The organism is Klebsiella sp. HC6, assembly GCF_022605325.1.
In the GTDB taxonomy this organism is placed as follows: domain Bacteria; phylum Pseudomonadota; class Gammaproteobacteria; order Enterobacterales; family Enterobacteriaceae; genus Klebsiella; species Klebsiella terrigena.
Map to the genome: position 1 here is coordinate 1,760,256 of NZ_CP093276.1, position 12,407 is coordinate 1,772,662.

10 protein-coding genes are annotated in these 12,407 nt (G+C 54.5%); 6 read left to right on the top strand and 4 right to left on the bottom strand.

From position 1 onward, the window contains the following. Positions 1–11: 11 nt before the first annotated feature. A complete protein-coding gene (gene pta, locus MMW58_RS08755) occupies positions 12–2,156 on the bottom strand; it encodes a phosphate acetyltransferase (RefSeq protein ID WP_133599236.1) in 2,145 nt (714 codons plus the stop codon). Positions 2,157–2,388: 232 nt separating this feature from the next. After that, positions 2,389–3,591 carry an acetate kinase gene (gene ackA / locus MMW58_RS08760; RefSeq protein WP_133599234.1) on the bottom strand — a complete coding sequence of 401 codons (1,203 nt, stop codon included), beginning with the start codon at positions 3,589–3,591 and terminating at the stop codon, positions 2,389–2,391. Positions 3,592–3,928: 337 nt separating this feature from the next. Between ackA and yfbV the strand changes: the two genes are divergently transcribed. From yfbV to MMW58_RS08780, 4 genes are all read left to right on the top strand, one after another. Beyond that, entirely contained in the window at positions 3,929–4,384 is a 456-nt protein-coding gene (yfbV, locus tag MMW58_RS08765; RefSeq protein WP_041146569.1) for a terminus macrodomain insulation protein YfbV, read from the top strand. 86 nt (positions 4,385–4,470) lie between these two features. Beyond that, complete coding sequence (locus tag MMW58_RS08770) at positions 4,471–4,965, top strand: YfbU family protein (protein WP_041146568.1); 495 nt, start codon at positions 4,471–4,473, stop codon at positions 4,963–4,965. Between the two features lie 11 nt (positions 4,966–4,976). Next, positions 4,977–5,636 carry a sugar phosphatase gene (locus tag MMW58_RS08775; protein ID WP_241723133.1) on the top strand — a complete coding sequence of 220 codons (660 nt, stop codon included), beginning with the start codon at positions 4,977–4,979 and terminating at the stop codon, positions 5,634–5,636. Positions 5,637–5,712: 76 nt separating this feature from the next. Then, positions 5,713–7,545, top strand: coding sequence for an SLC13 family permease (locus tag MMW58_RS08780; protein ID WP_159236755.1), 1,833 nt, complete (start codon positions 5,713–5,715; stop codon positions 7,543–7,545). 46 nt (positions 7,546–7,591) lie between these two features. Here MMW58_RS08780 and yfbR read toward each other — a convergent pair whose 3' ends face one another. Both yfbR and alaA read right to left on the bottom strand, forming a co-directional pair. Beyond that, entirely contained in the window at positions 7,592–8,191 is a 600-nt protein-coding gene (yfbR, locus tag MMW58_RS08785) for a 5'-deoxynucleotidase (protein WP_041146566.1), read from the bottom strand. 86 nt (positions 8,192–8,277) lie between these two features. Beyond that, positions 8,278–9,495: an alanine transaminase AlaA gene (alaA, locus tag MMW58_RS08790; RefSeq protein WP_041146565.1), complete on the bottom strand. Its 1,218-nt coding sequence runs from the start codon at positions 9,493–9,495 to the stop codon at positions 8,278–8,280. Positions 9,496–10,377: 882 nt separating this feature from the next. Between alaA and MMW58_RS08795 the strand changes: the two genes are divergently transcribed. Together MMW58_RS08795 and nuoA are read left to right on the top strand one after the other, a co-directional pair. Continuing rightward, complete coding sequence (locus MMW58_RS08795) at positions 10,378–11,304, top strand: LysR family transcriptional regulator (RefSeq protein WP_133599228.1); 927 nt, start codon at positions 10,378–10,380, stop codon at positions 11,302–11,304. Between the two features lie 653 nt (positions 11,305–11,957). Beyond that, a complete protein-coding gene (gene nuoA, locus MMW58_RS08800; RefSeq protein ID WP_004865103.1) occupies positions 11,958–12,404 on the top strand; it encodes an NADH-quinone oxidoreductase subunit NuoA in 447 nt (148 codons plus the stop codon). Positions 12,405–12,407: the final 3 nt, after the last annotated feature.

The following is a 12,407-nucleotide window of genomic DNA, read 5'->3' on the forward strand; positions in this document are numbered from 1 at the left end:
GGCGGAGAGTATTACTGCTGCTGCTGAGACGACTGAATCGCGGTCAGCGCGATGGTGTAGACGATATCGTCTACCAGCGCGCCGCGGGACAGGTCGTTCACCGGCTTACGCATACCCTGCAGCATCGGCCCGATGGAGATCAGGTCGGCAGAACGCTGTACGGCTTTGTAAGTGGTGTTACCGGTGTTCAGATCCGGGAAGATGAACACGGTGGCACGGCCGGCAACCGGAGAGTTCGGCGCCTTGGATTTTGCCACGTCAGCCATCACGGCGGCGTCGTACTGCAGCGGGCCGTCGATCATCAGGTCAGGACGTTTTTCCTGCGCCAGACGCGTCGCTTCACGCACTTTTTCGACGTCGCTACCGGCGCCGGAGGTGCCGGTGGAGTAGGAGAGCATCGCCACGCGCGGTTCAATGCCAAAGGCAATTGCGGAGTCCGCAGACTGAATCGCGATCTCTGCCAGCTGTTCTGCGGTTGGGTCCGGGTTAATCGCGCAGTCGCCGTACACGTACACCTGTTCCGGCAGCAGCATGAAGAACACGGAGGATACCAGAGAGCTGCCCGGCGCCGTTTTGATCAGCTGCAGCGGCGGACGAATGGTGTTGGCGGTGGTGTGTACCGCGCCGGACACCAGGCCGTCGACTTCGTCCTGTTCCAGCATCAGGGTGCCGAGAACCACGTTGTCTTCCAGCTGCTCGCGAGCAACCGCTTCGGTCATGCCCTTGCTCTTACGCAGTTCGACCAGGCGAGCCACGTAGCTTTCGCGAACCACTTCCGGATCGACGATTTCGATACCAGAACCCAGCTCTACGCCCTGAGCGGCGGCAACGCGGTTGATCTCATCCGGGTTACCCAGCAGCACGCAGGTTGCGATACCGCGTTCAGCACAGATTGCCGCGGCTTTAACGGTACGCGGCTCGTCGCCTTCCGGCAGAACGACGCGTTTGCCCGCTTTGCGCGCCAGCTCGGTGAGCTGGTAGCGGAAGGCCGGCGGAGAGAGGCGACGGCTGCGCTCGGAGGTCGCAGTCAGGGACTCGATCCAGTCGGCGTTGATGTAGCTTGCCACGTATTCCTGAACTTTCTCGATGCGCTCGTGATCGTCAACCGGAACTTCCAGGTTGAAGCTCTGCAGGCTCAGAGAGGTCTGCCAGGTGTTGGTGTTAACCATGAATACCGGCAGGCCGGTAGCAAACGCGCGTTCGCACAGCTTGCTCACGCGGGCGTCCATTTCGTAGGCGCCGGTCAGCAGCAGCGCGCCGATTTCTACGCCGTTCATCGCCGCCAGGCAGGCTGCAACCAGCACGTCAGGACGATCGGCGGAGGTCACCAGCAGTGAACCTGCGCGGAAGTGTTCCAGCATGTGCGGAATGCTGCGCGCACAGAAGGTAACAGATTTCACGCGGCGGGTATTGATGTCGCCTTCATTGATGATGGTGGCATTCAGGTGGTGCGCCATATCGATTGCGCGGGTGGCAATCAGATCGAAGCTCCACGGCACCGCGCCGAGGATCGGCAGCGCGCTGCCGTTCTGCAGCTGAGCCGGATCGATCTTGACCACTTTCGCTTTCGAAGAGTCATCGAAAATTTCAGACAGGTCGGGACGGGTGCGTCCCTGCTCGTCAACCGGCGCGTTCAGCTTGTTGACGATAACACCGGTAATGTTGGTGTTCTTCGCGCCGCCGAAGCTGTTGCGGGTCAGTTCGATACGCTCGTTCAGCTGTTCCTGGGTGTCGGTGCCCTGAGACATCACGAAGACGATTTCAGCGTTCAGGGTTTTGGCGATTTCGAAGTTCAGCGACTGGGCAAACTGGTGTTTACGCGTCGGAACCAGGCCTTCTACCAGCACGACTTCAGCATCCTGAGTGCTTGCGTGATAGTTAGCAATGATCTCTTCCATCAGCACGTCTTTCTGGTTGCTGGACAGCAGCGACTCGACGTGGCTCATCTTCAGCGGCTCTGCGGCCGGAAGGTTGGAATTCGCGCGCACGATGGCGGTCGTCTGGTCAGGCGCATCGCCGCCAGCACGCGGTTGCGCGATAGGTTTAAAGACGCTCAGGCGAACGCCTTTACGTTCCATAGCACGGATTACACCGAGGCTGACGCTGGTCAGGCCTACGCTGGTTCCGGTAGGGATTAGCATGATTATACGGGACACGATATATCCTCTTTCGTTACCGCCAGTATCAGGCGGGATACAAAAACTGCACCCCCCAGCTTTCCGTCATACTTCAAGCTGCATACGCGTTGGCTTTTGCCCTTGCGGGCCGCCGCGACGACGGATTTGTCGCTCACCCCGGTCACGTACTTCTCTTACGCTCCCGGGGATTTGCTGCGTCGCCGCTTTCCTGCAACTCGAATTATTGAGGGTTATCGCTGGCGGTGTGCAATCAGGCGGTCAGACGGTTGGCGTCTTGCGCGATAACCAGCTCTTCGTTGGTCGGGATGACCAGTGCAGGGCGGGTACCTTCTTTGTTGATGAAGCCGGACTTGCCGAAACGGGCTGCCAGGTTGCGTTCATGGTCAACATCGAAGCCCAGTACGCCCAGTTTGCCCAGAGACAGTTCACGCACCATCGCCGCGTTTTCACCGATGCCGCCGGTGAAGATAACCGCGTCCAGACGACCGTCCATCAGCGCGGTGTAGGAGCCGATGTACTTCGCCAGGCGGTGGCAGTAAACGTCCATTGCGCGCTTAGCGTCTGCTTTATCCGCGTAGTTGTCTTCAACATAACGACAGTCGCTGGTGACTTCAGTCAGGCCGAGCAGGCCGGACTCTTTGGTCAGCATTTTGTTGATAGCATCAACGCTCATGCCCAGGGAGTCGTGCAGATGGAAGATGATTGCCGGGTCGATATCGCCTGAACGGGTACCCATGACCAGGCCTTCCAGCGGGGTCAGACCCATAGAGGTATCAACGCACTGGCCGTTACGGATAGCGGAAACGGAACCACCGTTGCCCAGATGGCAGGTGATGATGTTCAGCTCTTCAACCGGTTTGTTCAGGACTTTTGCTGCTTCCTGAGTCACGTAGAAGTGGCTGGTGCCGTGGGCGCCATAGCGACGGACGCCGTGCTCTTTGTAGAGGCTGTACGGCAGGGCGTAGAGGTAAGACTCTTCCGGCATGGTCTGATGGAACGCGGTGTCGAACACGGCAACGTTCTTGTTTTTCAGGTGCGGGAAGGATTTCAGCGCTTCAGCAATACCGATCAGATGCGCCGGGTTGTGCAGCGGTGCGAAAGAGGCGGAATCTTTGATGCCCTGAATGACGGAATCGTCAATCACCACGGAAGTGGTGTATTTCTCACCACCGTGAACGATACGATGGCCAATTGCGGTCAGCTGAGCAGACAGTTCTGGTTTTTGTGCCAGAATAGTGTTAACGATAAAGTTAAGCGCTTCACTGTGAGCGGCGCCAGCGCCTAAATCTGCTTCTTGTTTGCTGCCATCCATTTTCCATTTGATACGCGCTTCAGGAAGATGGAAACATTCGGCTAAACCGGACAGATATTCGTCACCGTTGAGAGCATCAATGATAGCAAATTTCAGTGAGGAACTACCGCAGTTCAGAACCAGTACTAGCTTACTCGACATGGAAGTACCTTTTATGATACGTGGCTAAAAAAACGTCATAGAGTCACAAAGCGTAGCGCAGGATGACATCGACATTTATGATTAACATCATGCCTTGTTCTGTTTCCGGGCACGATGAGATAAGTACATTTGATTTTATGCCATTTTGGATAATTTTCAGACAATGGCAGAATATGCGATAATTTGACTAACCTGGTAAAAGGGTCTATCGCCCTTTCAGGTGGGCACAGGATACCTGATTGCCGCACCCATTGCCAAAATGTTTTGAACGTTGTCATGCACAGTTGGTGTTTTGCACGAATATTTTAAGATTTATATGTAAAGTTGAGGTACAGCCATGTCGACACCCGAGAATCGTCCCGTTAGCTTTTTCAGCTTGTTTCGCCGCGGGCAGCATTACACAAAGACCTGGCCTTTAGATAAACGCCTCGCCCCGGTGTTTATTGAAAACCGCATTATTCGCGCCACCCGCTACGCGATTCGTATCATGCCGCCGGTCGCCGTCTTTACGCTGTGCTGGCAAATTGCCCTCGGCGGCCAGCTGGGTCCCGCGGTCGCCACGGCGCTGTTTGCGTTGAGTCTGCCCATGCAGGGACTGTGGTGGCTGGGTAAACGTTCGGTGACGCCGCTGCCGCCGTCAGTATTGAACTGGTTTTATGAAGTTCGCGGCAAGCTGCAGGAGGCGGGACAGGCGCTGGCGCCGGTTGACGGTAAGCCGGATTACCAGGCTTTAGCTGACACGCTTAAGCGCGCCTTCAAACAACTGGATAAAACTTTCCTTGATGATTTGTAATTCCCTAAGGAAAACGCATATAAAAGAAGGCGCATGATTAATGCGCCTTCTTTTTTCACGTCGTAAAGTGCCACAGGAGTCAAAAAATGGAAATGACCAATGCGCAGCGCCTGATTTTATCCAATCAGTACAAGATGATGACGATGCTCGACCCGGACAACGCTGAGCGCTATCGCCGTCTGCAGACCATCATTGAGCGTGGCTACGGGCTGCAGATGCGCGAACTGGACCGCGAATTCGGCGAGCTGACCGAGGAAACCTGCCGTACCGTCATCGATATCATGGAAATGTATCATGCGATGCACGTCTCCTGGACTAACCTCAAGGACGGCAGCGAAATCGACGAGCGCCGGGTGACCTTCCTGGGGTTCGACGTGGCCACCGAAGCGCGCCTCCTTGGCTACGTGCGCTTTATCGTCAACGTCGAGGGGCGCTATAGCCACTTTGACGCCGGCACTCACGGCTTCAATTCGCAAACGCCGATGTGGGAAAAATATCAGCGTATGCTCGCCGCCTGGCACTCATGCCCGCGCCAGTACCATTTGAGCAGCAACGAAATTAATCAAATTATCAACGCCTGATGGAGGTTTCCGTGCAGTGTAAAGGTTTTCTGTTCGATCTTGACGGGACGTTAGTCGATTCTTTGCCGGTGGTGGAACGCTCGTGGTGTATGTGGGCGGATCGTTTCGGCATCCCGCATGATGAAGTGCTGAACTTTATCCACGGCAAGCAGGCGATAACCTCTCTACGCCATTTTTTACCCGGGCGTAGCGAAGAGGAGATTCAGGCGGAATTCCGCTACCTCGAAGCGGTAGAGGCGCAGGATACCGACGGCATTACAGCGCTGCCGGGGGCGGTTGCGCTGCTGACTCAGCTGGATAGTGCAGGCATCCCGTGGGCTATCGTCACCTCCGGTTCGGTGCCCGTCGCCCACGCGCGCCATCGCGCGGGGGGCCTGCCCGATGCTAAAATTTTCGTCACGGCGGAGCGGGTTAAGCACGGCAAGCCGGCGCCTGATGCCTATCTGCTCGGGGCCGAGCTGCTGGGGCTGGCGCCGCAGGCGTGTGCGGTGGTTGAGGACGCGCCGGCGGGATTGCTTTCCGGGTTAAGCGCCGGATGCCGTACGATTGCCGTTAACGTGCCTGCCGACGCGCCGCGTCTAGATGAAGCAGACTTTGTGCTGACCAGCCTCGAAGAGCTGGAGATTGTCCGGCAGCCGGACGGCAACGTTAGCGTTACGCTTAAAGCATAATCTCATGATTTAGCCCCGCGCTGGCGGGGCTTTTTTGTGCCACAATTTCGACTCCATCTTCAGACAAGGATAAGTTGTGAACGGTGAACTGATTTGGGTGCTGTCTCTTCTTGCCGTTGCGGTCGTGCTTTTTGCCACCGGAAAAGTGCGCATGGATGCTATCGCGCTGCTGGTGATCGTCGCCTTCGTTCTCAGCGATACGCTGACTCTCAGCGAAGCGTTTTCCGGTTTTAGCGATCCGAACGTTATTCTTATCGCCGCGCTGTTTATCATCGGTGACGGCCTCGTGCGCACCGGCGTCGCAAGCAAAGTCGGCAGCTGGCTGGTGAAGGTAGCGGGCAGCAGCGAAACAAAAATGCTGATCTACCTGATGCTGACCGTCGCCGGGCTGGGCGCGTTTATGAGCTCCACCGGGGTGGTGGCTATTTTTATTCCGGTGGTGCTGAGCGTTTCTGCACGCATGAATACCTCCCCGTCGCGCCTGATGATGCCGCTGAGCTTTGCCGGGCTTATCAGCGGGATGATGACCCTGGTGGCCACGCCGCCTAACCTCGTAGTCAACAGCGAGCTGATACGCGAAGGGCTGCAGGGCTTTAGCTTCTTTAGCGTGACGCCCATTGGCCTGGTTGTTTTGGTGCTGGGCGTTTTCTACATGCTGGCGGTTCGCTTTATGCTGAAAGGCGACGAGAGCGAGCTGACGCGCGACGGGCGTAAGAGAAGCACCTTTCGCGATTTAATCAAAGAGTACCATTTAACCGGCAGGGCGCGTCGCCTGGCGATCCGCCCCGGCTCACCGATGATTGGCCAGCGCCTCGACGATCTTAAGCTGCGCGAGCGCTACTGCGCTAACGTGATCGGCGTGGAGCGCTGGCGCCGTTTTCGGCGGGTGATTGTGAACGTTAACGGGGTATCCGAGTTCCGCGCCCGCGACGTCCTGCTGATTGACATGTCGGCATCGGACGTCGATTTACGCCAGTTCTGCGGGGAGCAAATGCTTGAGCCGATGGTGCTGCGCGGGGAGTATTTCTCCGACCAGGCGCTGGATGTTGGCATGGCGGAGGTGACGCTGATCCCCGACTCGGAGCTTATCGGCAAAACGGTGCGTGAAATCGCCTTCCGCACCCGCTTTGGTCTCAATATTGTCGGCCTGAAGCGGGACGGTAAAGCCCTCGATGGCGCAGTGGTCGATGAGTCCCTGCAGCTTGGGGATATCATGCTGGTGGTCGGCAACTGGCGGCAGATTGCCCTGCTGGCGAAGCGCGGGCGTGATTTCGTTGTGTTAAATATGCCGATCGAGGTTAACGATGCCTCACCGGCCCACAGCCAGGCGCCGCACGCTATTTTCTGCCTGGTGCTGATGGTGGCCCTGATGCTCACCGATGAAATTCCCAACCCCATTGCCGCCATTATCTCCTGCCTTTTGATGGGGAAGTTTCGCTGCATCAACGCCGAGAGCGCCTATAAGGCGATTCACTGGCCGAGCATTATTCTGATCGTCGGGATGATGCCCTTTGCGCTGGCGCTGCAGAAAACCGGCGGCGTGGATTTAGTGGTTCAGGGACTGATGGACGTTGCCGGCAGCAAAGGGCCCTATTTAATGCTGGGCTGCCTGTTTGTGATGTGCGCGGCCATTGGCTTGTTTATTTCAAACACCGCAACGGCGGTGCTGATGGCGCCGATTGCGCTGGCGGCGGCGAACTCAATGGGCGTGTCGCCTTACCCCTTTGCTATGGTGGTGGCGATGGCGGCTTCGGCGGCGTTTATGACTCCGGTATCTTCACCGGTTAACACCCTGGTACTGGGTCCCGGTAAATACTCGTTCAGCGATTTTGTGAAGATCGGCGTGCCTTTTACCGTGCTGGTGATGGTGGTTTGCGTGCTGCTGATCCCGGTTCTGTTCCCGTTCTGAGCCCGGTTTCCTCATGGCCCGGCCGTCGGCCGGGCTGGCGTCGATTTTACAGCGGGGAGTCCTGGCTGATTTCATCCAGAGAGAGATGAAAGCTCGGGACAAACACCTGCATAAAATAATCCATTTCATCGCTGCGGCGGGATTCCAGCGTTTTCTCGAGCCGGCCTTTGGCCAGTAAAAATTCGTTATTTCCGGCCGACAGCTCTTCGAGGCATTTCAGATAGGCGCAGAGCGCATCGGCCTGCTTGACGATTGATTTTTCCTCTTCGCTGTAGCTGTGTTCATCAATCAGCGGCGCAAAAATATCGCGCAGTTCGTCGGGGACCATATCGATCAGCTTCTGCTGGGCAATTTTCTCAATGGCCTTATATTCCTGGGCGATCTGCGAGTTGAAATATTTTACCGGTGTCGGCAGATCGCCGGTTAAAACTTCCGACGCATCATGGTACATCGCCAGTAGCGCAATGCGCTCGGCGTTAACGTTGCCCGCAAACTTACGATTCTTAATTGCCGCCAGCGCATGGGCGACCATGGCGACCTGCAGACTATGCTCGGACACGTTTTCGGTGCGCACGTTGCGCATCAGCGGCCAGCGGTTAATCAGCTTCAGGCGGGAGAGGTGGGCAAAGAAATGACTCTGACTCATAAGGACCCTTAATCAGTGACGACATCGGGTTCCATTGTGCGCAGGGATTGCCGCCGGATGCAAATACCGGCGGCGGGTTCGACTTATCAGAGCTGGTGATAGCCGGAGAGGAAGCGGCCGAAACGTGAAATGGCCATTTCCAGATCGTCTTCGCGAGGCAGGGTCACGATACGCACGTGATCCGGCCAGGGCCAGTTAAAGGCGGTACCCTGTACCAGCAGCACTTTCTCCTGCAGCAGGAAGTCGAGCACCATCTTCTGATCGTCGTGAATGTTAAAGCGCTTAGCATCGATTTTCGGGAACATATAGAGCGCGCCTTTCGGCTTCACGCAGGAGACGCCCGGGATCTCGTTAATCAGCTCCCAGGCGCGGTTACGCTGCTCATACAGGCGCCCGCCGGGAACAATAAACTCGCTAATGCTTTGATAGCCACCAAGGGCCGTCTGAATGGCATGCTGCGCCGGAACGTTGGCGCACAGGCGCATGGAGGCCAGCATTTCCAGGCCTTCGATATAGCCCTTAGCGTGTTTTTTCGGTCCGTTCAACACCATCCAGCCCTGGCGGAAGCCGGCGACGCGATAGGTTTTTGACAGGCCGTTAAAGGTAATCGTCAGCAGATCGGGAGCCAGCGCGGCGATCGAGTGGTGCTGGGCTTCGTCGTACAGGATCTTGTCGTAGATTTCATCAGCAAAGATGATCAGATTATGCTGACGAGCAATTTCGACGATCTCCAGCAGCAGCTCTTTTGAATAGACCGCGCCGGTCGGGTTGTTCGGGTTAATAATCACGATCCCGCGGGTGCGTGGGGTGATTTTTGCGCGAATATCGTCGAGATCCGGGAACCAGTCGGCGGACTCATCGCAAAGATAGTGCACTGCTTTACCGCTGGAGAGCGATACCGCCGCCGTCCACAGGGGATAATCCGGCGCCGGGACCAGCATTTCGTCACCGCTGTTCAGCAGCGCCTGCATGGCCTGGACAATCAGTTCCGATACGCCGTTGCCGATATAAATATCTTCAACCGTCACGTCGCGCATGCCGCGGGCCTGATAGTGCTGCATGATAGCTTTGCGTGCCGAGTAGAGGCCCTTAGAGTCGCAGTAGCCCTGGGCGGTCGGTAAATTACGAATGACGTCAACGAGGATTTCATCCGGGGCATCGAAGCCAAACGGCGCCGGGTTGCCGATGTTCAGCTTGAGGACTTTATTGCCTTCTTCTTCAAGGCGCTTCGCTTCTTTGAGAACCGGGCCGCGGATGTCGTAACAGACGTTGTCTAACTTGCTGGATTTTTCGATAGGGGACATGAATCTTTGCCTTTTTAGCTGTTATCGCCACTCCCTGCCGTGGAAGTCAGCTCGGAACAATGTACTCTTCATCCCCGCTGTTTTGAAGGGTTAGCAGGAGAAGATTTTGCTAATGTCCTTTTTTTAGGGTAATCGATTTATCTGTTGATTGGCTTTAGCGTTTATAGAATATGCCTGTAAGTCGTATTTTATTGGTCAGATATTGTGGTTTTATCGCCATATGATGAGCGTTTATCTGGTTTGAGGCGGTGGGGAGGTCCTGCGCTGATACTTTTTTGCTCACAAAAAAGCGCTATGCTTTTAACTAACCGGGGAAGACTGTAGCGGTAATGTTAAATATACTTAATAAAAACATTTAAGAGATTAATGAGTCTTATTTTTTGGCAATGAATAATCCTGGTTTTGTTAATTTAATTAAAGTCCTGAAAAAATGTTTAAAATTATCTTTAATAATACTGATTTGCCCTTATAAATAAGGCTGTTTTCGGTTAGGATGTCGTTGTTAATATCAAATAAACCCCGAAAATAATGCGGGTTTTCTTATTAATATATTGTTATTGCAGGCTTTTTGTTTGTCGTTCAGCAAGCTTTTGCGCAGGCAGACTGCGTATTGACGTGCAGGGCTGCGCTGTAGATGGCTTTTTTGAATCAGATCACATAAAGCGGCTCGCCGTAATTAGAAAAAGCTTAGGCGTACGAACAAAATATGACTCAGAGGTTCCGCACAATTGACGCGGACGAGTACTTTCAAATGCAATAACGTTCTTCCAGCTGTCGCCCGTTTCCTTTTTGCGGATGACACGAGGCTCAAGGAATAGCCGGAAACCTGGAGCACAGCATCAACAAGGCAGGTCAGCGATAGCTACCTGTGAGTGAAGCAACATGATAAATGCAAATCGTCCAATACTAAATCTCGACCTCGATCTGCTGAGAACGTTTGTTGCCGTTGCCGATTTGAGTACGTTTGCTGCCGCCGCTACGGCGGTACGCCGTACCCAGTCTGCGGTGAGCCAGCAGATGCAGCGGCTGGAGCAGCTGGTCGGAAAAGAGCTCTTTGCCCGCCACGGGCGCAATAAGCTATTAACTGAGCAGGGCATTCAGCTGCTCGGCTATGCGCGTAAAATTCTGCGCTTTAACGATGAAGCCTGCATGTCGTTGATGTTTAGCAGCCTGCAGGGGACGTTGACTATCGGCGCCACCGACGAAACGGCGGATACCATTTTGCCGTTTTTGCTTAATCGGATTGGCAGCTTCTACCCGAGGCTGACCCTCGAAATTAAGGTTCTCAACCATACCGAGGTAGTTGAGAGGCTGGCAGACGGCGCGATAGATCTCGCGTTGACCACCCATCAGTCTGACAGCTTTGAAATGCTGACGCTGCGCACGTCGCCAACCCTGTGGTACTGCGCGGCGGACTACGTGCTGCCGCACGAGGCGTCGGTACCGCTGATCCTGCTTGAGGGGCCCGGGCCCTTTCGGGATGATATTACCTCGGCGCTCAATAGCGCGAAGACGCCGTGGCATTTGGCCCACTCGGCATCCTCACTGGCGGGCGTTAAAGCGGCGGTGAAAGCCGGACTTGGCGTGACGGCGCGGCCGGTTGAGATGATGAGCCCCGAGCTGCGGGTGGTTGGCAAGAGCGACGGCCTGCCGGGATTACCGGATACTCGCTACGTTTTGAGCTGCGATCCGCAGAGCGTGAGCGAACTGGCGCAGGCCATCTTTCAGTCGCTGAGCCAGGACCATAACCCCTGGTCGTCGGACCCGCTCTTTACCCCCGAAGGGGGAGGCCATACCCTCATCTCCTGAGGGGGATTTAAGCCACATTGATCACAAAAAGCTGGTAACAAAATGTAAATGCAAAAAAGAGCCGCTGAGGTGAGAATTAGACCCTGCGGTTCTTTTTTTTCTTATTTTACAGTGGTTTTTAATATATTGTTGTTTTATTGTTATGAATATCAGTTGGTTAGCGACAATCCGACCGACACTTCTCTACTTTTCCCTGCACTTTCAATAGTTCATGCTAATGTTAAAAAACCGGCCAGTTTGTTGCTGTTTTTTTGGTTTAATTAACAAAAGCGTGTCACAGATCAAGAAAATACCCCTCCTTAGGGGGAGGAATCGAGGCTAAATCCTGTCAAAATAGACGGGTAATTATGATTTACAATGGAAACGGACACGATTCAACAACACTAAATCCAATTGGTATGCAAGGTTATTTCGCATAAAAGGGCATTTAATGTTAATGAAAAAAACCTAATGTAAATTAATGTTGTTAAAACTTTTGTTGAAGTTGACAAAAGGTTAAAGAAAGGGGTAAAAAGCCAGCGCATATGGCCTTCTACGATAAGTAGGGACGCTTTTTTGCAAGGTTATTTTTTTTATTCCTCCCCGTGAAACGCTGTGGCGTTCATCTGCCAGTAAGAGCAGAGGGTTTAGCGCTACACTTTTTTGGTTAAGCAATGCGTATGTCAACATCCACTGAAGTCATCGCTCATCATTGGGCATTCGCTATATTTCTCATCATTGCCATCGGCCTGTGCTGCCTGATGCTTGTCGGGGGCTGGTACCTCGGCGGTCGCGCGCGCGCGCGAAGCAAAAACACGCCGTTTGAATCGGGGATCGACTCCGTTGGTTCGGCTCGCTTACGTCTTTCTGCGAAGTTTTATCTGGTTGCCATGTTCTTCGTTATCTTCGACGTGGAAGCCCTGTATCTCTACGCATGGTCGACCTCTATCCGTGAAAGCGGTTGGGTTGGCTTTGTGGAAGCCGCAATTTTCATTTTAGTGCTACTGGCTGGTCTGGTTTATCTCGTTCGTATCGGCGCACTGGACTGGACGCCTGCGCGTTCCCGTCGCACGTTGGTTAACTCAGAAACAGACAGTCCCACTAACCGTCATATGCAGTAAAAG